22 protein-coding genes and 1 pseudogene are annotated in these 22,833 nt (G+C 72.1%); 11 read left to right on the top strand and 12 right to left on the bottom strand.

Going from position 1 to position 22,833, the window contains the following annotated elements:
- Positions 1-3: 3 nt before the first annotated feature.
- Genes AB0N27_RS14835 through AB0N27_RS14805 form a run of 7 tightly spaced genes read right to left on the bottom strand, consistent with a single transcriptional unit; the run spans position 4 to position 5,949 of the window.
- The gene (locus tag AB0N27_RS14835) at positions 4-888 is read right to left on the bottom strand and encodes an SMP-30/gluconolactonase/LRE family protein (RefSeq protein ID WP_364368709.1); all 885 of its coding nucleotides are present in this window, start codon (positions 886-888) and stop codon (positions 4-6) included.
- Between the two features lie 22 nt (positions 889-910).
- The gene (locus AB0N27_RS14830) at positions 911-1,852 is read right to left on the bottom strand and encodes a sugar kinase (RefSeq protein ID WP_364368707.1); all 942 of its coding nucleotides are present in this window, start codon (positions 1,850-1,852) and stop codon (positions 911-913) included.
- A complete protein-coding gene (locus tag AB0N27_RS14825) occupies positions 1,849-2,469 on the bottom strand; it encodes a bifunctional 4-hydroxy-2-oxoglutarate aldolase/2-dehydro-3-deoxy-phosphogluconate aldolase (protein WP_364368704.1) in 621 nt (206 codons plus the stop codon). Before AB0N27_RS14825 ends, AB0N27_RS14830 begins: the two co-directional genes overlap by 4 nt.
- A gap of 10 nt (positions 2,470-2,479) precedes the next feature.
- Positions 2,480-3,319 carry a hypothetical protein gene (locus tag AB0N27_RS14820; RefSeq protein WP_364368701.1) on the bottom strand — a complete coding sequence of 280 codons (840 nt, stop codon included), beginning with the start codon at positions 3,317-3,319 and terminating at the stop codon, positions 2,480-2,482.
- Positions 3,313-4,458 (bottom strand): galactonate dehydratase, encoded by a 1,146-nt coding sequence (dgoD, locus tag AB0N27_RS14815; protein ID WP_364368699.1) that lies wholly within the window; start codon positions 4,456-4,458, stop codon positions 3,313-3,315. The genes AB0N27_RS14820 and dgoD overlap by 7 nt, the downstream gene beginning before the upstream one ends.
- Positions 4,455-5,165, bottom strand: a complete 711-nt coding sequence (locus tag AB0N27_RS14810; protein WP_364368696.1) for an FCD domain-containing protein — start codon at positions 5,163-5,165, stop codon at positions 4,455-4,457. Before AB0N27_RS14810 ends, dgoD begins: the two co-directional genes overlap by 4 nt.
- Before the next feature lie 37 nt (positions 5,166-5,202).
- On the bottom strand, positions 5,203-5,949 hold the full coding sequence (locus tag AB0N27_RS14805; RefSeq protein ID WP_364368693.1) for an SDR family oxidoreductase: 747 nt from the start codon (positions 5,947-5,949) through the stop codon (positions 5,203-5,205).
- Between the two features lie 159 nt (positions 5,950-6,108).
- On the opposite strand from AB0N27_RS14805, the gene AB0N27_RS14800 reads away from it, so the two are divergent.
- From AB0N27_RS14800 to AB0N27_RS14780, 5 genes are read left to right on the top strand one after another with little or no spacing between them, the layout of a single operon-like run.
- Positions 6,109-7,404, top strand: coding sequence for an extracellular solute-binding protein (locus AB0N27_RS14800; protein WP_364368690.1), 1,296 nt, complete (start codon positions 6,109-6,111; stop codon positions 7,402-7,404).
- Position 7,405: 1 nt separating this feature from the next.
- A complete protein-coding gene (locus AB0N27_RS14795) occupies positions 7,406-8,323 on the top strand; it encodes a sugar ABC transporter permease (protein WP_364368687.1) in 918 nt (305 codons plus the stop codon).
- Positions 8,323-9,144: a carbohydrate ABC transporter permease gene (locus tag AB0N27_RS14790; RefSeq protein ID WP_364368684.1), complete on the top strand. Its 822-nt coding sequence runs from the start codon at positions 8,323-8,325 to the stop codon at positions 9,142-9,144. Before AB0N27_RS14795 ends, AB0N27_RS14790 begins: the two co-directional genes overlap by 1 nt.
- A complete protein-coding gene (locus tag AB0N27_RS14785) occupies positions 9,141-11,219 on the top strand; it encodes an alpha-galactosidase (RefSeq protein WP_364368681.1) in 2,079 nt (692 codons plus the stop codon). The genes AB0N27_RS14790 and AB0N27_RS14785 overlap by 4 nt, the downstream gene beginning before the upstream one ends.
- 47 nt (positions 11,220-11,266) lie before the next feature.
- A complete protein-coding gene (locus AB0N27_RS14780; protein WP_364368678.1) occupies positions 11,267-13,480 on the top strand; it encodes a glycoside hydrolase family 27 protein in 2,214 nt (737 codons plus the stop codon).
- A gap of 161 nt (positions 13,481-13,641) precedes the next feature.
- Here AB0N27_RS14780 and AB0N27_RS14775 read toward each other — a convergent pair whose 3' ends face one another.
- Positions 13,642-14,121, bottom strand: a complete 480-nt coding sequence (locus AB0N27_RS14775; protein ID WP_364368675.1) for a helix-turn-helix domain-containing protein — start codon at positions 14,119-14,121, stop codon at positions 13,642-13,644.
- Between the two features lie 200 nt (positions 14,122-14,321).
- Here AB0N27_RS14775 and AB0N27_RS14770 point away from each other — a divergent pair.
- Positions 14,322-15,200: pseudogene (locus AB0N27_RS14770) on the top strand (MFS transporter); the annotation flags it as partial.
- A 97-nt stretch (positions 15,201-15,297) separates the two neighbouring features.
- Positions 15,298-15,777 (top strand): hypothetical protein, encoded by a 480-nt coding sequence (locus AB0N27_RS14765; protein WP_364368672.1) that lies wholly within the window; start codon positions 15,298-15,300, stop codon positions 15,775-15,777.
- 2 nt (positions 15,778-15,779) lie between these two features.
- Here AB0N27_RS14765 and AB0N27_RS14760 read toward each other — a convergent pair whose 3' ends face one another.
- The gene (locus tag AB0N27_RS14760; RefSeq protein WP_364368669.1) at positions 15,780-16,646 is read right to left on the bottom strand and encodes an oxidoreductase; all 867 of its coding nucleotides are present in this window, start codon (positions 16,644-16,646) and stop codon (positions 15,780-15,782) included.
- A gap of 139 nt (positions 16,647-16,785) precedes the next feature.
- On the opposite strand from AB0N27_RS14760, the gene AB0N27_RS14755 reads away from it, so the two are divergent.
- The 4 genes from AB0N27_RS14755 to AB0N27_RS14740 all read left to right on the top strand — a co-directional run bounded on the left by AB0N27_RS14755 (position 16,786) and on the right by AB0N27_RS14740 (position 20,634).
- Entirely contained in the window at positions 16,786-17,667 is an 882-nt protein-coding gene (locus AB0N27_RS14755; protein ID WP_364368666.1) for a helix-turn-helix transcriptional regulator, read from the top strand.
- A 304-nt stretch (positions 17,668-17,971) separates the two neighbouring features.
- A complete protein-coding gene (locus AB0N27_RS14750; RefSeq protein ID WP_364368663.1) occupies positions 17,972-18,145 on the top strand; it encodes a hypothetical protein in 174 nt (57 codons plus the stop codon).
- A gap of 134 nt (positions 18,146-18,279) precedes the next feature.
- Positions 18,280-19,503: a PP2C family protein-serine/threonine phosphatase gene (locus AB0N27_RS14745; RefSeq protein ID WP_364368659.1), complete on the top strand. Its 1,224-nt coding sequence runs from the start codon at positions 18,280-18,282 to the stop codon at positions 19,501-19,503.
- A gap of 63 nt (positions 19,504-19,566) precedes the next feature.
- Positions 19,567-20,634, top strand: coding sequence for a DUF2855 family protein (locus AB0N27_RS14740; protein WP_364368656.1), 1,068 nt, complete (start codon positions 19,567-19,569; stop codon positions 20,632-20,634).
- A 10-nt stretch (positions 20,635-20,644) separates the two neighbouring features.
- Here the strand turns inward: AB0N27_RS14740 and AB0N27_RS14735 are convergent, their stop codons facing one another.
- The 3 genes from AB0N27_RS14735 to AB0N27_RS14725 form a co-directional block, all read right to left on the bottom strand.
- Complete coding sequence (locus AB0N27_RS14735) at positions 20,645-21,445, bottom strand: SDR family oxidoreductase (RefSeq protein WP_364368653.1); 801 nt, start codon at positions 21,443-21,445, stop codon at positions 20,645-20,647.
- A 14-nt stretch (positions 21,446-21,459) separates the two neighbouring features.
- A complete protein-coding gene (locus AB0N27_RS14730) occupies positions 21,460-22,266 on the bottom strand; it encodes an RNA polymerase sigma factor SigF (protein ID WP_364368650.1) in 807 nt (268 codons plus the stop codon).
- A 241-nt stretch (positions 22,267-22,507) separates the two neighbouring features.
- A complete protein-coding gene (locus tag AB0N27_RS14725) occupies positions 22,508-22,693 on the bottom strand; it encodes a hypothetical protein (protein ID WP_364368647.1) in 186 nt (61 codons plus the stop codon).
- Between the last annotated feature and the right edge of the window lie 140 nt (positions 22,694-22,833).

Here is a 22,833-nt window from a genome sequence, read left to right as displayed (position 1 = left end):
CGGTCAGCTCGCGTCGGGTGCGGTGGCGTACGCGGCGGGCAGGCCGGGGGCCTCGACGTCCACGGCGAGCAGCGCGCCGTCCGCCTCGCCCGGGGCGTCCAGGCCCACTCGGGCGGTGCCGATGAAGAGTCGGCGCAGGTCGGGGCCGCCGAGGCAGATGCCGGCCGGCTGGGTGGCGGGTAGCCGGATCTCCCGGTCGAGGGTGCCGTCGGGCCGGTAGCGGCGTACCGCCGAGCCACCCCACAGCGCGACCCAGAGGTGACCCGCCGCGTCGACAGTCATCCCGTCGGGGCCGCCGTCGGCCGGGGAGAGCCGCACGAACGGTTCCCGCCCGCCCAGGGCGCCGGTGGCGGGGTCGACGGTGAACCTGTCGATCTCGCCGCGTGGTGTGTCGGCCAGGTACATGGTGGTGCCGGAGGCGTCGAACGCCGGCCCGTTCGGGATGGTCAGCCCGGTCACCGCGGGCACCGGCTCGGCGCCCGGGGTCAGCCGGTACAGCGTGCCTCCGCCGGGCACCGCGGCGTACGTCATGCTGCCGGCCCAGAAGCGGCCGTGCCTGTCGGCGACCGCGTCGTTCATCCGGGTCGGCTCGGGCGCGTCACCGACGAGGTCGGCGACCGGTCGGGGGTCGCCGGCGGCGGGCAGCACCGTGACGCCGGTCCCGGCGGCGGCCAGCCATTCGCCCGGGCGGTCGGCCACCGGGGCGACGGCGCCGAGCGGGACGTCGAGGCGGCGCAGCTCGCGCAGTGTGCCGGGGGCGTCGCCGCCGGTCTCCAGCAGGTGCCCGGCGAGCAGGTCGACCAGGACCAGCCGGTCGTCGACCCAGCGCAGCCCTTCGCCCAGCTCAAGCCTGTCGGTGCTCCAGACGGTCGGCTCGGTCAGCTCCATGGTGCTCCTCCAAAGGGGATCGTCAGCGGACCGTACCGCCGGGGCCGTGGTCGAGCAGCCCCAGTTCGGCACGGTCGGGCAGGCCCTCCCAGTCGCCCCTCGTGGCGACCGCGAACGCGCCAGTGGTGACCGCGCGGTCCAGTCGCGCCGGGCCGTGGAGGCCGTCCAACCAGCCGGAGAGCAGGCCGGCCACGAACGCGTCACCGGCGCCGACGGTATCCACCACGGGCACGGTCCGGGCCGGCCGGTGCACCGCGCCGGTCCCGCTGTGGCTGGTCGCCCCGTCGGCGCCGTGCTTCACGACGACCTCGCGGACGCCTGCCGAGAGCAGCGCCGCCACCGGGTCGGCGGCGTCGGTGAGCACGGCGAGTTCGTCGTCGGAGGCGACGACCAGGTCGATCGAGGGCAGCAGCGGTCGTAGCGCGGCGGCGGCCTCGGTGACCGACCAGAGCCGACTGCGGTGGTTGACGTCCAGACAGACGGTGCCGCCGGCCGCCCGGGCACGCCGCACGGCCTGCGCCACCGCCGCGTACGGCTCGGCGCCAAGCGCGCAGGTGATGCCCGTGACGTGCAGCAGCCGAGGTGGAGCGTCGAGCGCGTCGAAGGCGTGGGTGACGTCGGATGGGCGCAGCCGGGAGCCTGCGGAGCCGGCACGGTGGTAGGTGACCCGGTTGATGTCGGCGACCCGGGCCTCGAAGAGGATCAGCCCGGTGGGCGCGGCCGGGTCGACCCGGGCCCAGGTCAGGTCGACGCCCTCGGCGCGCAGCGTACGACGGACCAGCTCACCGGGCTCGTCCGCGCCTGTCACCCCGACCCAGGCCGCCCGGTGGCCGAGCCGGGCTAGGCCGATGGCCACAGTCGACTCGGACCCGGCGACGGAGATCCCGGCGGTGCCGCCCAGCCGCAGCGGCCCGGTGGTGCGGAAGGCAGCCATCGTCTCGCCGAGGGTGAGCAGGTCGGTCACTGCCGTACCGCCGCGAGGAAGGCCGCGGCGCGCTCGCGCAGCGCCGCCTGGTCGCCGCCGCGGACGGCGTCGCCGAGCAGCGGGGAACCGACGCCCACCGCCACCGCCCCCCGGTCCAGGTAGCGCCGTGCGCCGTCCGCGTCGACCCCGCCGACAGGTACGAAGGCGGTGCCGGGGAACGGGTCGCGCAGCGCGCCGAGGTAGTCGGGGCCGCCGAGGGAGGCCGGGAAGAGCTTGACGGCGGCGGCCCCACCGCTTGTCGCCTGCACCACCTCGGTGGGGGTGAGCGCGCCGGCGAGCACCGGCAGCCCGAGACGGCCGCCCTCGGCGAGGCTCGGCGCGAGCGCCGGGGTGACCAGGAATCCGGCGCCCGCGTCGGCCGCCGCCCGGGCGTCCTCGGCGCTGAGCACGGTGCCGGCGCCCAGGGCGTAGTCGGCCCCGAGGGCCGCCCGGGCGCGCCGGATGACGCCGAGCGCGTCGGCGCTGGTCAGGGAGACCTCGACAAGGGCCACGCCGCTCTCGGCGAGGGCGAGCACGGCGGTCAGGGCGGCGGCCGGGTCCGGGCCGCGCACGATGGCGAGCAGTCGATGGGTACGCAGCTCGTCGAGCAGGTTCATCCGGGTGTCCTCAATGGAAGCGGTGGGCGGAGATGACGAGTCGCCAGGCGACCTCACCGGTGGGCGGGACGACCGCCGCGTCGGCGGGGCCGGCGTCGGCCAGGTCGAAGGCGGCGCCGAGCATCGGCTCGATCCCGAGGCTGCGGTACGGGGCGTCGGCCGGCCAGCCGCCCAGGTTGCGCCAGAGGGCGGTGCTGCGGGGCTGGCCGTCGCACTCCAGCTCCAGGGTCAGCCGGTCGGCCTCGTCGACCACCTGGACGCGGGGGCAGTCGAGCAGCACCGCGCCGACCGCCGTGCCGTCATCCGCGCCGAGGGTGTCCAGGGTCAGGCCGGCCGGGGACGGCCACGGCCCGGTGAGCCACGGGGCGCCGACCGGCCAGGTGCCCGGTGGCAGCAGCGCGGCGGCCTCCGGGTGCAGCCGGGTCGGCGTGCCGGTGGGCGCGACGAGGCGAGCCTCGGGGGAGAGGCCGAACAGGGCGTGCGCGGCCCACACGAACCGGTACCCCGGGTCTGCGGACAGCCGGTAGTCGGCGACCACCACGCCGTGGGAGTCGCTGATCCGGCGGGTCAGGACGAACGTCGGCCGCTCGATGACGACGGTGCCGGGGCCGGTGCTGTGCCAGGGGCGCGACCACACCTCGCCGTGGTCGGGGAGGCCACGCACGGTGGGCAGGCACTCCTCCAGACCGCCGGCGTCGACGAACGTGTCGTCGGGGCGTACCTCGTTGCGGCCGGGCTGCGGGCCGCGCCAGAGCCACTGGCGGTCACCACCGCGCAGGCTCGTCCACCGGCCGCCGTGCGCGGCGTCGTACGCCACGCGCAGCGGCACCGCCTCCGCACCGGTCACCATTCGGCGAACGATCCGTCGGCGTGCTGCCAGACCGGGTTGCGCCAGGCGTGCGGGGTCTGCGCGGCCTCGCGGACCGCCGTCTCGTCCACCGTGATGCCCAGGCCGGGCCTGTCGAAGCGGACGATGTGCCCGTCGACGAACCGGAACGGCTCCCGGTCGACGAGGTAGTCCAGCAACTCGGAACCCACGTTGTAGTGGATGCCGATGCTCTGCTCCTGGATCAGGAAGTTCGGCGTCGCGAAGGCCACCTGGAGGCTGGCCGCCAGGGAGATGGGCCCGAGCGGGCAGTGCGGGGCGAGCAGCGCGCCGTACGTCTCGGCAAGCGCGGCGATCCGGCGGACCTCGGAGATCCCACCGGCGTGGGACAGGTCCGGCTGGACGACGGCGACCCCCGCCTGCAACGGGGTGAGGAACTCGGAGCGGCCGTAGAGGCGTTCGCCGGTGGCCACCGGGATCGGCGTGCTGGCGACGATGTCGTGCAGGTGGTGGGCCTGGTCGGGCAGGACCGGCTCCTCCACGAAGAACGGGCGCAGCGGTGCCAGTTCGGGCAGGATCCGGCGTACGGCGGCCAGCCCGGCACGGCCGTGGAAGTCCAGCGCGATGTCCCGGTCGGGGCCGAGGACCTCCCGGGCGGCGGCGACCCGACCGACGACCGCGTCGACCTCGGCGGAGGTGGGGATCGGCGAGAGCCGCCCGCAGGCGTTCATCTTGACGCCGGTGAGGCCGGCGGCGACCTGCGCGGCGGCGGCGTCGGCCACCTCGTCGGGCTCGTCCCCGCCGATCCACGAGTAGATCCGCACCCTGTCGCGTACCGGCCCACCGAGCAGGGCGTGCACCGGCGCGCCGTACGCCTGTCCGGCGATGTCCCAGAGGGCCTGGTCGAGGCCGGCGACGGCGCTGGAGAGGATCGGGCCGCCCCGGTAGAAGCCGCCCTTGGTGAGCACCTGCCAGTGCTGCTCGATGCGCAGCGGGTCCGCGCCGATCAGGTATTCGGAGAGCACCTCGACGGCGCTGCGCACCACCTCGGCGCGCCCCTCCACCACCGGTTCACCCCACCCGACGAGTCCGTCGTCGGTCTCCACCCGGCAGAACAACCACCGTGGTGCGACGAGGAAGGTCTCGATCCTCGTGATCTTCACTGACTGCCCCTTCGTCCCCGTGCCTTCTCGACGTCGCGGACGGCCTTGTCCAGCAACTCGCGCATCGCGGTCTCGGCCGCCGACTCGTCCCGCTCGCGCAGCGCGTCGACCACCGCGCGGTGACTCGGCACCGGGTCGTCGTGCGCGGCACCGCCGTGCACCAGCCGGTCCCGTTCGGCGAGCCCGGTCTCCATCACCACCTCCATCCGCTCCAGCAACTCGTTGTGCGTGGCGGCGAGCAGCGCACGGTGGAAGGCGAGGTCGGCCGCGACGGCGGCGGCCGGGTCGCCGTCCGCCTCGGCCATTTCGGCGAGCGCCCGGTCGAGCGCGGCCACGTCGTCGTCGGTGGCGCGGCTGGCGGCCAGTCGGGCGGCGGCGGGCTCGATGATGGCGCGTACCTCGTGCAGTTGGTCGAGCAACCGCTGGTCGGCGCCCTCGGCGAACTGCCACCGGATCACGTCGCCGTCGAGCAGGTTCCAGTCGGCGCGGGGGCGGACGAAGGTGCCGCGTTTCTGCCGCGCGTCGACGATGCCCTTGGCCGAGAGGACCTTCAGCGCCTCGCGGAGCGCCGTCAGGCTGACGTCGAACTCCTCCTGCAACGCGACGATGTTCAGTGTCGCGCCGGCGGGGATCTCACCGGTGAGGATGCGACGGGCGATCGCTTCGACTGTCTGCCCGTGGACGCCGCGGCGTGCGTACTGTGCCAATGCTCTCCTGGCCTTCTCGCTGGTCGGTATCGATCTCTCAGGCCGAGGCTTTCACCGCGGTCCATCCACCGTCCACCACGAGGCTCGCGCCGGTGACGTAGGAGGCGTCCGGGGAGGCGAGGAAGGCGACGGCGGCGGCCACCTCGTCGGGCGTGCCGAAGCGCTTCGCCACCGTCTCGGCGACACTGCGCCCACGGTCCTCTTCGGACACGTCGGCCCAGGCGGCGGTGAGGATCGGGCCGGGCAGCACGGTGTTGACCCGCACCTGCGGGCCGTACTCGACGGCGAGCTGACGGCCGAGCGCGACCAGGCCGCCCTTGGCCGCGGCGTACGCCGGTCGGCCGGGCAACCCGACGAGCGCGTGCACCGAGGAGATCAGCACCACCGCGCCCGCGCGCTCGCGCAGGTCGTCGAGGCAGGCGCGGACACCGAGGAAGGTGCCGGTGAGGCTGACGCCGAGCTGGTGGTCCCAGGACCGCCTGGTGGTCTCGTGGGCCGGGGCGACCTGCACGGCGTACGCGGTGCTGACCAGGATGTCGACAGGGCCGAGGCTCGCCCGTACGGCGGTGACGGCAGCGGTCCAGTCGGCCTCGTCGCTGACATCGCCCATTACGGACAGTGCTCGGTCGCCGCGTGCAGTCAGTTCCTCGGCCAGCGGGGCCGGGTCGATCACGTCGAGTAGTGCGACGGCGGCGCCCTCGGCGGCGAGCCGCCGGGCGATGGCCGCGCCGATCCCGCCCATCGCGCCGGTGACCAGCGCGTTCTTGCCTTCAAGCCGGCGCATAGGCTGATCCACGTGACCCTCGCCTTGATCTCGTCTAATCATTAATTACGAAGATATCTTGACAGCCGGCGACGGCCGATGCAACCTTCTCGTCACAGCATTCACATGGACGACACATCGCGCGGTGACGCTGCGTGTCGTAAAGGAAGGGATACCTCCGTGAGCGACTTCGACCCCGGTCGCCGGCGATTCCTTGGCCACCTCGGGCTCGCCGGCCTGGGCGCGCTCGGCGCCAGCTCGTTCCTCAGCGCGTGCGCCAGCTCCGCCAGCGGACCGACGACGGGCAACGGCTCGGGCGCGGTCACCATCCAGTCGAACCTCTCCTCGCCGCAGGCCAAGGCGGCGATGGAGAAGCTGATCGCGAACTTCAACGCGCAGGGCAAGGGCACGGCGAGTCTCAACACGATCGCCTCGGAGACCTTCCGCACCCAGCTGCCGACGTACCTCACCTCGGCCAACCCGCCGGACCTCTACACCTGGTACGCGGGCTCGGTCGCCAACGACTACGCCAGCAAGAACCTGCTGCTGGACGTCTCCGAGGTCTGGAAGTCGATGGGCGACTACCCCCAGTCGCTGCGCACCCTCTCCACCGACGGCAGCGGCAAGCAGGTCTTCGTGCCGATGAACAACTACTGGTGGGGCTTCTTCTACCGCAAGTCCAACTTCGCCAGGTGGGGCGTGCAGGAGCCGAAGACCTGGACCGACTTCCTGGCGCTGTGCGAGACGCTGAAGAGCAAGGGCGTACCGCCGATCGGCATCGGCCTCGGCGACACCCCGTGGGTGGCGTCGGCCTGGTTCGACTACCTCAACATCCGGATCAACGGCGCGCCGTTCCACCGCGAGCTGCTCGCCGGCAAGCAGCGCTTCGACGATCCGAAGATCAAGGCGGTCTTCACCCGCTGGCGCGAGGCCCTGCCCTACTTCGACCCGAAGGGCAAGGCGTACCCGTTCCAGGAGGCGACCACAGCCCTGCTGGCGGGCAAGACCGGCATGTTCCTGATCGGCACGTTTTTCGCCGACGCCGCCCCGAAGGACGCCCTCGGTGACCTGGACTTCTTCAGGTTCCCGATCATCGACCCGGCGGTGCCGCTGGCCGAGGAGGCGCCCACCGACGGCTTCTTCGCCAGTGCGAAGACCGCCAACCCGACAGGTACGAAGGCGCTGCTCACCTACCTGGCTGGCGTCGAGGCCCAGGAGGCGTACGTCAAGGCCAGCTCCGGCATCGTGCTGCCGGCCAACCCGAAGGCCAAGGCGTCCGACTCGCCGCTGGTGGCCAAGGGCAAGGCGATGCTCGACGAGGCCAAGGAGCTGACCCAGTTCTTCAACCGCGACTCCAGCGACGCGCTCCAGCCGACCGCGGACACCGCGCTCACCAAGTTCCTCGACAAGCCGGACCAGATCGACGCGATCCTGCGGGAGTGGCAGGCCGGCGCCGAGAAGGTCTTCAAGGGCTGACGTGACAGCAACGATCTCCACGACTTCGGTCACCCCCACCCGGCGGCGGCGACGGTCGGCCCGACTGTCGCCGCTGCTTGTGGCGTTCGTCCTGGTGCCGTTCGCGGTCGAGAGCATCTGGGTGTTCTGGCCGGCGCTCCAGGGCTTCTGGTTTTCCCTCACCCGCTGGGACGGCATGTCGTCGCCGGCCTTCGTCGGTGCTGACAACTACGTCGCGCTGGCCGGTGACGCCACCTTCCGGGGCGCGCTGGTCAACACGGTGATCTGGCTTGTGCTCTTCGGCGGCCTCTCCGTGCTGGGCGGCTTCGGCATGGCGCTGGTCCTGCAGAAGGAGCGACGCGGTGTCGGCTTCTACCGCGCCGCCCTGTTCACACCCGTGGTGTTCTCGCTCGTGGTGACCGCGCTGGTCTGGCGGGTCTTCTACCAGCCTGACGGCATCGCCGACACGCTGCTGCGGGCCGTCGGCCTGGAGCAGCTGATCCGGCCGTGGCTCGCCGATCCGCATACCGCCCTGTACGCGGTGATCCTGCCGGCCCTGTGGCGGCAGATCGGCTACGTGATGGTGCTGTTCCTGGCCGGGTTGAAGGCGATCGACCCGGCGCTGCACGAGGCGGCGCGGATGGACGGCGCCAACTCCTGGCAGCGGCTGCGGCACGTCACCATTCCCCAGCTCAGGGGGGTGAACGCCGTGGTCCTGTCGGTCATCGTGATCGACTCGCTGCGCTCGTTCGACATCGTCTGGTCGCTGACCAAGGGCGGCCCGTACCACTCGTCGGAGCTGCTCAGCACGTACATGTACTCGACGGCGTTCCAGAGCCTGCGGCTGGGCTACGCCTCCGCCATCGCCGTTGTGATCTTCGTGCTCGCGCTTGCCGTCATCCTCGGCTACCTGGTCCGCGCGTTCCGGGAGGAGGCGTGATGAACAAGCTCCGTACCGGGGCCTTCCACACCTGCATGGTCCTGCTCTCGCTGCTCTGGCTCGGGCCGGTGATCTGGGTCGTGCTGATGTCCACCCGGTCGTTCGACGACATCGCCGCGCACGGGGTGGGCAGCCTGCCCCGCTCGTTCACGCTCGACACCTACCGGCAGGCGTGGACCGACGGCGGTGAGCTGCGCGCGCTGATCAACAGCATGCTCGTCACCGTCCCGTCGGTGCTGTTGAGCCTGGGGCTGGCCGCGATGGCCGCGTTCGCGCTGAGTCGCTTCCGGATCCCCGGTCGGCGGACCATCCTGCTGCTGATGCTCGCCGGCAACCTGCTGCCACCGCAGATCCTGCTGATCCCGGTGGCCAAGTTCAGCGAGCTGACCGGCCTGTACGACACGCTCTGGGCGTTGATCGCGGTGCAGGTCGGCTTCGGGCTCGGCTTCTACACGTTCGTCCTGCACGGCTTCATGCGGGATCTGCCGGGCGAGATCCAGGAGGCGGCCACCATCGACGGCGCCGGCACGGCGCAGATCTTCACCCGGGTGATGCTGCCGCTGACCCGTCCCGCGCTTGCCGCTCTCGGCGCGCTGTCCTTCACCTGGATCTTCAACGACCTGCTCTGGGCGATCACCGTGCTGCGGACCGACGACCACATGCCTGTCACCCCGGCGCTGCTCGGCCTCCAGGGCCAGTTCGTGTCGTCGTGGAACGTCATCGCCGCCGGCACGGTCATCGCGGCAGTCCCCACCGTCGCGGTGTTCCTGCGCTTCCAGCGGCACTTCGTCTCCGGCCTGGCGCTCGGAGCGGTCAAGTGACCGGGCGTCGGTGGACGCTGCGCGGCGCGCACACGGAGTACACGGTGACCGTGCCGGCGCACGGCCGCTGGCTGGAACTCGTCGCGTGGGGGCCGCACGGCGTCTCCGACGGGCCGTCGCCTGTCGCCTACGACGGCCCGGTCCCGTTCCTCACCCCCGGCGACGCGGCCCCCGTCGAGTACGCCACCGACGCGGATCGCCCGTTCACCGGCGCGGACCTGCTGGTGGAGACCGCGAACGGGCAGCGCCGGGTGGGCTTCACCAGCACCGGCGTACGTGCCGACGCCGACGGGCGGGAGCTGGCAGTCGACTTCGCCGACCCGGTCACCGGTCTGCGGGCCACTGTGCACTACCGGGTGCCCGCCGGCACGGACGTGGTGCAGCGCTGGGTCGAGCTGACAAACGACGGCACCGGCCCGCTACGTGTGGTCCGCGCCGGCTCGGGTGGTTTCTGCGTACCGACGCCGCACGGTGCCCTGCTCAGCCACCAGTGGGGGCAGTGGGCGCAGGAGTTCCAGCTGTCCCACGTCGAGCTGGGTCACGGCACGTTCACCATCGGCAGCTCCCAGGGCGTACCCGGGCATCTGCACGTGCCCTGGCTGGCAGTGCGGGACGCCGCCGACCCGGCCGGCGCGGCCTGGGGAATGGCTCTGGCCTGGACCGGCTCGTGGGAGATCAGCGCCGAGCGGGACACCGGCGGCCTGACCCGGGTCCGGGCCGGCCGCCACCTGGCCGACGGCCCGCTGGAACTGGCCGCCGGCGAGCACCTCAGCCTGCCGGTGGTCACAGGGGCCTACAGCCCGGACGGCCTGGACGGGCTGGCCCGGGTCTGGCACACCCACCAGCGGCTGCTCGCCGGGGACCGGCTCACCCCTCGCCCGGTGCTCTACAACTCCTGGGAGGCGACCTACTTCGCCGTCGAGGCGCAGAGCCAGTTGGCGCTGGTCCGGGTCGCCGCCGAGCTGGGCGTGGAGACGTTCGTGGTCGACGACGGCTGGTTCGTCGGCCGTGACGACGACACCGCCGGGCTGGGGGACTGGACGCCCGACCCGGCGAAGTTCCCGGCCGGCTTCGACGCGTTCATCGCCGACGTCCGCGCCCTCGGGCTGAACTTCGGACTCTGGGTCGAGCCGGAGTGCGTCAACCCGAAGTCGGCCCTCTACGCGGAACACCCGGAGTGGGTCTACTCCGTCGACGGCCGGCCGATCACCCCGGTGCGCAACCAGTACCTGCTCGACCTGGGCCGGCCCGAGGTGGCCGAGTTCGTGCACTCCACTGTCGACGGTCTGCTGCGCCGGTACGACATCGACTACCTGAAGTGGGACTTCAACAGGCCGCGTACCGAGCCGGGACGCCCGGGCGGCGTCGGCCCGCTCGACCTGGACGGCGCGCACGTGGCAAACCTGCACCGGATCTACGAGCGGCTGCGCCACGACCACCCGGGCGTGCTCGTCGAGGCGTGTGCCGGTGGTGGCGCGCGGACCGACCTGGCCATGGCCGCCCGCGCCGACGTGTTCTGGCCCAGCGACAACACCGGCCCACTGGACCGACTGGCCATCCAGTACGGCTTCCTGCACGCCAACGCCCCGCACCTGCTCAGCTCCTGGGTCACCGACTCGCCAGGCCTGTTCGATCCCCGGCCCCGGACGCTGGCGTTCCGGTTCGTCCTGGCGATGGCCGGCGTGCTCGGCATCGGCGCGGACATCCGCGCGTGGACCCCCGCCGAGCGGGCCGAGGCGGCCGGCTGGATCGCCCGTTACAAGGAGATCCGGGATGTCGTCACGACCGGTCAGGTGCACCTGATCGGTGGCCCCGACCAGGCCCGCTGCGCGGTGCAGTACACCGCGCCGGACGACAGCCGGGTGGTCGTGCTGGCCTGGCACACTGGCCGGCTCGACGGCGCCGGGCTGCTTCCGTCCCGCCCGGTCCGGTTGCCGCTGCGCGGCCTCGACCCGGCAGCCCGCTACGCGCACGGCGAGCGGCACTACTCCGGCAGCCACCTCGCCGCCGTCGGCCTGCCCGTGCAATGGAGCCCGACCCACGACGCCGACCTCATCGTGCTGTACCGCGGCTGAGGCCGGAGCACCACCGCCCCCACCCCCGAAGGGACAGGAGTACCTCCATGCGCCTGAACCGACAGCTGACCGCCACCCTGGCCGTTCTCGGCCTGGGCCTGGCCAGCCCTCTGCCGGCCATGGCCGGCCCGCCGCATGCCGACCCATCCCCGGTCGGTCGTGGTCCCGGCCGCCCCGGCCACGCCCCGGCGGCCGGCGGCGCGGAGGACCAGGGCGCGCCCACGTTCTACGACAGTGGGCTCGCCCCGACGCCCTACCAGGGCTGGAACACGTACTTCGGCCTCGGTGGCGATCCCACCGAGGCCGAAGTGCGGTCGGTCACCGACTTCATGGTCCACAGTGGCCTCCGGGACGCCGGCTACACCTACGTCTGGATCGACGGCAACTGGGCCGCGCCCACCCCGCGCAACGAGGCCGGCAACCTCGTCGCCGATCCGGCCCGCTTTCCCGGCGGGATGGCCGCGCTTGCCGCGTACATCCACAGCAGGGGCATGAAGGCAGGTATCTACACCGACGCCGGGCCGTACCTGCCGGGGCAGTGCGGCCTCGGCAGCAACGGCCACTACGCGGCGGACGTCGCCCAGTTCGCCGGCTGGGGCTTCGACGCTCTCAAGGCCGACTGGCTCTGTGGACGGGCCGCCGGCCTGGACCCGGAGGCCACCTTCCGGGAGCTGGCTGAGGCGGTACGACAGTCACCTCGACCGATGCTGCTGAACATCTGCAACCCGGTCAGCTCCGACTGGGGTGGCGGCCCGTACACCCCGGAGCAGCTCTCCACCTGGAGCTACACGTACGCGCCCACCATCGCCGACTCATGGCGGACGTACACCGACGTGGGCCTGACCGACCCGACGCCGCAGTGGGCGTACCAGTGGGTGCTGCGCAACATGGACGTCAACGCGTACCACCCGGCGGCCACCGGGCCGGGGCACTACAACGACCCGGACTACCTGCTGCCGATGCGTCCGCTGCCCGACGGCGGGTACGAGCTGAGCCTTGACGAGTCGAAGACGCAGCTCGGCATGTGGGCCATCATGGCCGCGCCGCTGGTGATCGGCTCCGACCCGCGTGGCCTACCGACCGAGATGATCTCGGCGCTGACCAACCCGGAGATCATCGCGGTCGACCAGGACCCGCTGGTCCGCCAGGGCGTCAAGGTCGCCGACACCGGCACCGACGCGCAGGTCTGGAGCAAGGTGCTCGCTGGCTCCGGCAAGCGGGCCGTCGCGCTGCTCAACAGGCACGACACCGCCCAGCAGATCACCGTCACCTTCGCCGACGTCGCGCTCGGCGGCCAGGTCCGGGTCCGTGACCTGTGGGCCCGGGCCGACGTGGACGCCCAGCCCGGCACCGCCGGAGTCCAGCCGTTCACCGGCTCGTACACAGTCGAGGTCCCGGCGCACGGGGTGGCCATGCTCGCCCTGACCGGCACCGACCAGGTCGCCGGGGCCGACCTCGGCGGCACCCCGAGCGCCAGCCCGGCGCTGGTCCGGGTGGACGACACGCACGCCACCGCCTTCGTCCGCGACGCGCAGGGCGCGCTGGCGGTCAACACCCGCACGGGTACGACGTGGGGAACCAACTGGACCGCGCTCGGCGGCCCGGTCGGCGGCCGCATCCTCGGTCAGCCGGCGGCGTACGGCTCGGCGGACGGGCGGATCGACGTCTTCGTCAGGGGCACGGACAACGCGGCCTGGCAGCGCAGCTTCGTCGCCGGGAAGTGGGGACCGTGGCGCAGCCTCGGCGGCACGCTCACCGACGCGCCAACTGTTGCCTGGGCGAGCCCTACACAGTGGACGCTCGTCGCCCGTGGCACCGACGGCAAGCTCTGGTCGCGTACGCCCACCGGCGGCTGGACCGGCGTCGGCACGCCCGACGACCGGCCGTTCTACGGTCGGCCGAGCGCTGTCGTCGACGACGCGGGCGTGCTGCACGTGGCCGTCCGCGGCCGTACCGACGAGGTGTGGTGGCGCAGCCGGACCGGCACCACCTGGTCGGCCTGGACCAACCTGGGCGGCACCACAAGTGGCAGCCCGACCCTGCTCGCCACGTCCGGCCGGGTCTACCTGTTCGCGTTGGCAGCCGACAACCGGCTGTGGCAGCGCAACCTGAGCGACGGCGCGTGGGGCGGCTGGTTCCGTCGCGGTGAGTTCGCCACCGACGCGTTCCGGGGCGCGCCCGGTGCCGCCGCCGGCGCCAACGGCAGCGCGTGGCTGGCGGTACGCGGCCTGGACGACCGGGTGCACCAGATCGTCCTCTGACCTGAGGTGGCGGGCCGTCGACCGGCGGCCCGCCACCGCACCATCCCGGCCCGCCACCGCACCGGCCAAGATCCGCGCAACTTCAGGGATGTTGCTGTCTCGCGTCGTCGGGAGCCGGCACTTTCCCGGAAGTTGCGCCATCGCGGGTCCGGCGCGTGGCGTCAGGCGCGGCGGATCAGGCCCGGGCCGGCGGTGATGTCGATGTCGCCGCTCTCGACGTCGTGCCCGGCCTCGCAGCGGAGCACCGCCCGGACCGGCTCACCGCAGTCGTGGTGACGCGCGATGATGGCGGGGCCCGCGTCGTCGGCGCTCCAGGTGTCGCCCCAGTTGCGCAGCGCGGTGATGACGGGCAGCAGTTCGCGGCCCTTGCGGGTGAGTTGGTACTCGTGCCGGGTGCGCTGGCCCGGCTCCCGGTACGGGATCCGTTCGAGCAGGCCGGCGGCGACCATCTCCTTGAGCCGGGCCGCCATGGCGGGCTCGCCGATGCCGACCCTGCGGACGAACTCGTCGAAGCGGCGCGTGCCGAGCAGCGCGTCTCGCATGATCAGGATCGTCGACCGGCTGCCCACGACGTCCATCGCCCGTGCCACCGAGCAGTTCGTCATCGACCAGGATTCGCGGTCTTCGCGGAGGTCCTCCATGCCGTCCAGCGTACCTGGCTTGCGTTGCAGCTAGCCAGGTGATTCACTGGGCGGCTGCTGGCTTGCTCTAACCAAAGTCAGCCGACCTCATACCTCAAGGACGCCCCGTGACCACCGACACCACCGCGCCGGCCGCAGCCGGATCGCCAGTCACCGCCCGCACGCCCCTTCGCGGCTCCCGGCCAGTGACTCTGCTCGCCATGTGCCTGGGCGCGATGATCACGTTTCTCCAGATCACCGCCACGGTCTCCGCCCTGACCACCATCCAGCGCGACCTCCGGGTCGACCCGACGACCGTGATCTGGATCCCCAGCGCCTACACCCTGGTCGTGGCGAGCGTGGTGCTGTCCGCCGCCACGCTGGGCAACCGCTACGGGCGCAGGCGGGTGTTCGGCGCCGGTGTCGTCGCCATGATCATCGGCGGCGCCGTCGTGGCCGGTGCCCCCACCGTCGCCTGGGTGATCGCCGGGCAGCTGGTCGCCGGCCTCGGCGGCGCGCTGATCCTGCCGAACAGCCTGGCGATCCTGGGCGCCACATTCACCGACCCGCACCGCCGCACCGAGGTCATCACCGCCTGGTCGGCCGCCTCCGGCGTCGGGCTCGCCGTCGGCCCGCTCATCGCCGGTGCGCTGCTGCGGCACCACCAGTGGCACAGCGTCTACGTGTCGACAATCGTCCTGGGCGTTGTCACCCTCGTCGTCACCGCCGTCGGGGTGGCCGAGTCCCGGCCGGACGCGGGCCGGCTCGACCTGCCCGGCCTGCTGCTCGGCACCGTCGCCATCGCCGCCGCCGTCTACGCCATGATCCAGGGCGGACGGGACGGCTACACAAGCCCCGTCGTGGCGACCACCTGGGTCGTCTCGGCCGTGGCGCTCGTCGCGTTCGTGCTCGTCGAGTTGCGCACCAGCGCGCCGATGCTCGACGTACGGCTGCTCCGGTCGCCGTCGTTCAGCGCCGTCCTGGTGGTCGCCGCGGTGTCACTGTTCGGCTTCACAGGCGTGGCGATCCTGCTCGTCCTCTTCCACGAACGAGCCCAGGCGCTCAGCCCGCTGGACACCGGCTGGCGGATGCTCGTGCTCTTCGGCACGTACGCGCTCGTGGCGTTCGCCGCCGGGCGGACGATCCGCCGTACCGGATTCAAGGCACCCTCTCACCCTCGGCCTGGTCCTCGGCGCGGTGGCCAGCTTCGGGCTGGCAGCCCAGGGGCCGACCACGACGTTCGCGCACCGGTGGGCGCTGTTCGTGCTGTTCGGTGCCGCCTCCGCCCTGGTGGTGGCCCCGGCCACGGCGGCGGCGATGGCAAGTGTCGCGCCCACCCAGGCCGGCATGGCCTCCGGCGCGGTCAACGCGGCCCGCCAGGTGGGCTCCGTGCTCGGCTCGTCCCTGCTGGGCACCCTGCTCACGACCACGATGCTTGCCGACCTGCCCGACCGCCTCGCCGCACACCAGGTCGGCGAACCGACCCGCAGCGCCGTGCGGACGGCGGTGGCCGCCGGCGCGACGGGCGACCAGCCGCTGCCCGATCCGGTCCGGTCGGCGATCGCCGAGGCCATGACCTCAGGTGTCCAGGCAGGTCTGCGGGTCAACGGCATCGTCTTCCTGGTCACCGCAGTCCTCGCGCTCGCGCTCATCCGCAACCGGCCGCACCAGCCCTAGGCTCACCCGCCGATGGCGTTCAACTCCTCGATCGCGTCGGCCGGAAGCTGCAGGTCGGCCGCGGCCATGTTGTCCCGCAGGTGCGCCACGCTCGACGTGCCGGGGATCAGCACTGTGGTGGGGGAACGCTGGAGCAGCCAGGCGAGGGCGACCTGCTGCGGCGAGGCTTTGAGCCGTGCGGCGACGTCGTTGAGCGTGTCAGACTGCAACGGCGTGAACCCGCCGAGCGGGAAGAACGCCGCGAACGCGATGTTCTCCGCGGCGCACCTGTCGACCAGGGCGTCGTCCTTCCGGTTGGCCAGGTTGTAGAGGTTCTGCACGGTGACCACGGGCGCGATGGCCTGTGCCTCGGTGAGCTGCTCGGGCGTGACGTTGCTGAGCCCGAGGTGCCGGATGAGCCCCTCCTGCCGCAGTTCGGCGAGGGCGCCGAACTGCTCGGAGAGGGGATCGTCGCCGGTGCCCTCCGCCACACCGACCCGCAGGTTGACCACGTCGAGGACGTCCAGGCCGAGGTGCTTGAGGTTGTCCCGGACCTGGGCCTTCAGTTCGTCCGGCTCCAGCGCCGGGATCCAGGACCCGTCGGCGCCGCGTCGCGCGCCGACCTTGGTGACCAGGTGCAGATCCTCGGGGTACGGGTGTAGGGCCTCGCGGATCAGCTCATTGACCACCACCGGCCCGTAGAAGTCGCTGGTGTCGATGTGCCGGATGCCCCTGTCGACCGCCTCGCGCAGCACGGCGAGGGCGCCGTCGCGGTCGACGGGCGGGCCGAAGACGCCCGGACCGGCCAACTGCATCGCCCCGTAGCCCATCCGGCTCAGGGTGAGGCCGTCGGCGGGGGTCACGGCGCCGCCGGGCAGGTTCTCGCTCATGTCGTCCTCTATCCGAATTCGGAGTTGGTATGCGTCTCCGAACGACTGTGCGCGGTGCCCGGCCGGCGCGGCAGGGCGAGCCGTTCCTGGTAGTGACACGACCAGTCACCGGCTGGCGAAGCGGCATACCGTCGTGGGCATGGACGCGACGAACCCGCTCGGCGACTTCCTGCGTGCCCGCCGGGAGCAGACCAGGCCCGAGGACGTCGGGCTCGGCCCCGGTGTGGGCCTGCGCCGGGTGCCCGGTCTGCGGCGCGAGGAGGTGGCGATGCTGGCCGGTATCAGCGCCGACTACTACCTCCGGTTGGAGCAGGGCCGCGAACGGCACCCCTCGGTGCAGGTCCTCGATGCCCTCGCCGGGGTGCTGGGACTGGACCCGGAGGCGACCGCGTACATGATCGGGCTGAGCCGTGCGCGGTCGCGGCGGGCGGCCCGACCGGCCGCCGACCGGGTGCCGGCCAGCATCCTGCACCTGCTGCGGCAGCTCGACATGCCGGCCTTCGTGCAGAACCGCTACCTCGACATCCTGGCTTCGAACCCGATGGCGAGGGCACTGTCTCCGAATCTCGCACCGGGGTCCAACCGACTCCGCGCGGTGTTCCTGGACCCGGCTGAGCGGGAGCTGTTCCGCGACTGGCGGCAGGCGATGCAGAAAGTGGTGGGGCAGATGCGTGCCGACTCGGGCGGGGCTGCCGACGACCCACGGTTGACGGCGCTGGTGGGGGAGCTGTCACTCAAGAGCGATTGCTTCCGCCAGCTGTGGGCGCGGCACGAGGTGCGTCGGCGGGAGGGCGTGATCAGCCGGCTGCGCCATCCCGAGGTGGGTGATCTCGACCTGTACTGCGACAAGCTCGCTGTCGCCGGCGCCGACGGGCAGCTCCTGGTGATCTACCACGCCGAGCCCGGTACGGAGTCGGCGCGTTCGCTGGCCCTGCTCGGCTCGATCGCCGCGAGCACGCGGGACGATGTCCCGGACAGTGTCCGGCCAGCCGATCCGGCCCGTCTCTATCCGTCGGAGTGAGCAGTGCGGATGCGCTCGTAGCGTCTGCGCATGGTCTCGCTCGCGGCCGGACCGGCGGCGAAGACGAAGTCGCTGTCGCCGAGGCGCGCAGCCGGGCGGGCAAGGTCGTGCTGGAGCCCTGACCTCGGCCGGGTCGAGGGCGCTGGCGCGGCGGCCCACCCCGAGGGCGTACGGTGGGCATGTCGCCCGGGGCTGCCGACGCCGTCGCCACCAGCCCGTCCGGGGCGTTGCCGATCGTCGTGTTGATCTCTCCACGCCGCCGTTCATCGCGTACGACCGCACGCCCAACCAGGGGAGCACCCACGTGACAATCGCCAGACACAGGATCGTCAGCGCACTTCGCGACCGCGGCCAGCAGGCCAGGGCCGACTGGGTCGAGCGGGAGTTGCCGGAGCGGGTCGACCCGGCCAAGCACTCCGGTCTGCTCGCCACCCTGCACCTCGACCCGGCTGACCTCGCCGACGCGCCGTCCGCGTGAGGGTGGCGCTGCCCGGCCCGCCGATCGGGTGAGCACGCCGCGCCGACCCGCTGTGGCGGGGGTGCCGTCATGCTCCTACGGTGGTGAGGCCCGGTCTGCTCGTCTCCGTTGCCGGAGAAAGCGGGAGGTGGAGTGTGGTTGACGCCGCCAGCGCGGTGCGGTCGTTGCAGCTCAACGCACCCCAGGGCGGGCCGGACGACCTGCCTCTGCTGATCACCGGTGCCGCGTCGGCGATCAACGCCACCGAGATCGTGGTCTATCTGGCCGACTACACGCAGTCCCTGCTCGTGCCGCTGCTCGACGCGGGTCTCGTCCGGGACGAGCAGCCGATCGAGACGACCCTCGCCGGCCGGGCGTTCACCACCCTCGACATCCAGCGCGCTCCGGACAAACCCGACCGGATCTGGGTGCCGCTGCTGCTCGGTTGTGAGCGGATGGGCGTGCTCGAGGTCGTCACGCCGGCCGCCGCCGACCCCGCCATGGAGGGGCCGGCCTGGGAGGTGGCGGTCACGGTCGCCCAGCTCCTGGTGAACCGCCGGCTCTACGGCGACGTGGTCGAACGGATGCGCCGTCGGCTGCCGATGCAGGTCGCCGCCGAGATCGTGTGGGGGCTGCTGCCGCCGCTGACCTTCGCGACCGACGACATGGTGGTCACCGCCATCCTGGAGCCCTGTTACGACGTCGGCGGGGACATCTTCGACTACGCGTTGAACGGTGACGTGCTCAGCGTCGGGCTCTTCGACACGTGTGGGCACGGCATCAAGGCGAGCACGCTGGCCTCGCTTGTGGTCAGCGCGTACCGCAACGCCCGCCGGTGCGGCCTCGACCTGGTCGACACCGCCATCAGCATCGACAGGTGGGTGCGGTCGGAGCATCCGAACCTCTTCGCGACGGGGCTGCTCGCCGAGTTGGACCGGACCACCGGGCGACTACGGATGATCAACGCTGGTCATCCCGGGGCGATGCTGCTGCGCGACGGCAAGGCCATCCGCGAGCTGCCGGGGCCGACCGCGCTGCCGCTGGGCCTGGGTCACCTGTCGGGCCGACGCCCCCGGGTGCACGTGGAGGACCTGCACCCCGGCGACCGGATCCTCGCGTACACCGACGGCATCACCGATGCGCGGAGCGCCGAGGGCGAGCAGTTCGGGCTGGACCGGCTCGTCGACTTCGTCAACCGCGCGCTCAACGACGGTCTGCCCAGCCCGGAGACGATGCGCCGGCTGGTGCGTGCCGTCGTCGCGTACCAGAAGGACGAACTGGACGACGACGCCACTGCGGTGTTCCTGGAATGGCGGCCCCCACACACCCCGCTGGCCCACCTGCGGGATCTCAGCGCGCTGACCACCGGGTCACCGTAACGAGTGGGATTTTGCACTCCCAGTGCACTTGTCTGCGTACCCGGGGCTGTCTAGCGTCAGGCCATGGCTCCCTCCTGGACGTTCGCCGTGGCCCGCGCGGACCTCAGCCGATGCACGCTCGCCGACGGCGCGACCGCCGACCCGTCCGAGGGGGAGGCCCTCCTGCGGGTCGACCGCGTCGGCCTCACCGCCAACAACGTCACCTACGCGGTGCTCGGCGACGCGATGCGCTACTGGGAGTTCTTCCCGCCAGGCCCGCGCGGACTCGCGCCGGAGTGGGGGCTTCCCCCGCTCTGGGGCTTCGCCGAGGTGGTCGCGTCGACAGTCGCGGGCGTCGAGGTGGGCCAGCGGGTGTACGGATACCTGCCGCCCGCCGGCCACCTGCTGGTGCGGCCGGACCGGGTGGACGCGTCCGGATTCCGCGACGCGAGCCCACACCGGGCCGAGCTGCCCTCGCCGTACAACGCGTACCGCTCGACTGGCGGTGACCCGGCGTACCGGCCGGACCAGGAGGACCTGCTGATCCTGTTCCGACCGCTGTTCTTCACCTCGTTCATGCTTGCCGACCAGGTCGTCGACAACGGCTTCTACGGCGCGGAGTCGTTGCTGCTGTCGTCGGCGTCGAGCAAGACCGCGTACGCCGCGGCCTCCGAACTGCACGGCCGTGGCCCGCGCCTGGTCGGGCTCACCTCACCCGGCAACCTCGAGTTCACCAGGTCGCTCGGCTGCTACGACCAGGTCGTCGCGTACGACGACATCGGCTCGCTCGACACCGTCCCGAGCGTCTACCTCGACCTGTCCGGAGCGCCGTCGACCCGCGCCGCCCTGCGTCAGCACCTCGGTGACCACCTGATCCGGGACATCGCCGTCGGCCTCACCAACCAGACGCCGAACGCCGAGGCCGCCGAGGAGGTGTTCTTCGCGCCCGTCCAGATGCGCAAACGCAGTAAGGACTGGGGGCGCGACGGTCTCGACAAGCGGTTCACCGAGGCGTGGCGGAGGTTCACCGCAGTGGTGGACGGGTGGCTCGACGTCCAGGTCGGCACCGGGCCGCAGGCCCTACGGGAGGCGTGGCTCGATGTCCTCGCCGGCCGTACGCCGCCACGGGTGGGTCACGTCGTGCAGTTCTGACGACCAGCCGTCACGGGACTATCGCGTCGACGTACCCGCCGTCGACACGGACGGCGGCGCCTGTGGTGGCGGAGGCGAGCGGCGAGGCCAGGTACGTGACCATGTTGGCGATCTCCTCGGGCTCGATCAGCCGCTGGAGCAGCGACTGTGGCCGGTGCAGCCGCATGAACTCCCGCTGCGCCTCCTCCCACGGGAGGCTGTCGCCCACGAGTTCGGCGACGAAGTCCTCGACGCCGCCGGTGTGGGTCGGCCCGGCGAGGACCGAGTTGACTGTCACGCCGGTGCCGGCGGCGGCCTTCGCGAAGCCACGGGAGACGCCGAGCAGGGCGGTCTTCGAGACGCCGTAATGGATCATCTCGGTCGGGGTGACGACCGCCGAGTCACTGCCGATGAACTGCACCCGCCCCCAGCCGCGTTCCATCATGGCGGGCAGGTACGCGCGGGTCAGCCGGACGCCGGCCAGCACGTTCACCTCGAAGTAGCGACGCCACTCGTCGTCGGAGATCTCCAGCGCGGGGGTGGGTCCGAAGATGCCGAGATTGTTGACCAGGATGTCGACGGTGGGCAGCAGGTCGAGGGTCCGCGCCGCCCCCTCCTCGGTCGAGACGTCCGCGTCCACCTCGACCACGTCCGCGCCGGTGACCTCCGTGCGCAACGCGTCCGCCGCGCGTGTGACGCTGGCGGCGGTACGACCGTTGACTGCCACCCGCGCGCCGGCGCGGGCGAGGCCGGCGGCGATGGCCGCCCCGATCCCCTGGGTCGACCCGGTGACCAGGGCGGTCCTGCCGGAGAGGTCGAGGTGCAGGGTCATTCGTCGTCCTGTTCCTAGGAGGCGCTGTCGTCGGAGAGGTGGCGTCGCAGGGTAGCCAACGATCGGGTGATCAGCCGGGAGACGTGCATCTGCGAGACGCCGATCTTATCGGCGATCTGGGCCTGGGTCAGGTTGCCGTGGAAGCGCAGGCTGAGGATCTCCTGTTCGCGCTCCGGCAGCGTGGCGAGGGCGGGACCGAGGGCCACGCGGATGTCGACGAGGTCGAACTCGTGGTCGTCGCCGCCGAGGGTGTCGCCGAGTTCCCGGTTGCCGTCGGTCCCGATCGGGGTGGACAGCGACGTGGCCCGGTAGGCGCGCGCGCCCTCCAGCCCTTCCAGGACGGTCTCTTCGGACACGTCGAGGTAGGACGCGATGTCCGCCACCGTGGGCAGGCGGCCGAGGGAGTGGGTGAGGGTGCTGTTCGCCGCGCTTATCGAGATGCGCAGCTCCTGGAGGCGGCGGGGCACCCGTACGGCCCAGGTGCGGTCCCGGAAGTACCGCTTGATCTCGCCGATGATCGTGGGGATGGCGTACCCGCTGAAGTCGACGCCCCGGGTGGGGTCGAAGTTGTCCACGGCCTTGATGAGCCCGACCGCGGCGGTCTGGATCAGGTCGTCGTCGGGTGCGCCGCGGCCGGCGTAGCGGCGTGCCAGGTGCCGGGCGAGCGGCAGCCACGCCTCGATGGTGCGGTCCCGCAGGGCCGGTCGGCGTGGATCGTCGGAAGGGGTAGCCGCCAGGGAGGCCAGGAGGTCCTCCGGGCTCTGGCTGGTGCTTCGCTGGCCGACGCGTGTGCTGATCGTCGATCCGAAGGTGGTGGACATCAGGTGGTCCCTCCCGCACGTGCCCGTCGATCGTGTCGACCGGAGGATCTCCGAACCGGCTGTCGCCGGGGCGCACGGACGGGCAGATGCGCTGTCGCAAGGCCACGAACACGGGCCTCACCACCGCGTCATGTCGTTCACCTAACGACCTCGACACTACCCAAAATATTGAGTTATTACTAGCCGAAAGTACGATGTCGCGCTGGTGGGGAGGCCCACATGTGCCAGCGGGGCGCCGTGGTCAGTCGCGGTGATCCGCGTCGTCGCCGGTGGCGCTGATCGGCCCGGCCGGCGTCACCGCGAACGGATGGCGGAGTCGGCGCATGGCCTCCTCGCTGCCGTCGACTGTCACCGCCGACCCCTCGGTCCCGTCGCCGTTCGACGTGGCGAGAAACAACGCGGACCGATCGTGGTCATTCGAAGTCATGCAGGAGTCCTGTCTTCCGCGAAGGGAGTGTGTGTCCGGGTCTCGGCAACTCGCCGCACGACCTGGTGACGAAGGTGTGCACACCGGCGCCCGATCTGGGTGTCTCGTTCACGGGCGAGCGCCCGGCGACACCGACACAC

The organism is Micromonospora sp. NPDC093244 (assembly GCF_040683695.1).
Lineage (GTDB): Bacteria > Actinomycetota > Actinomycetes > Mycobacteriales > Micromonosporaceae > Micromonospora.
Note: the sequence above shows the minus strand (reverse complement) of the source record. Positions and strands in the feature narration are given on the sequence as shown.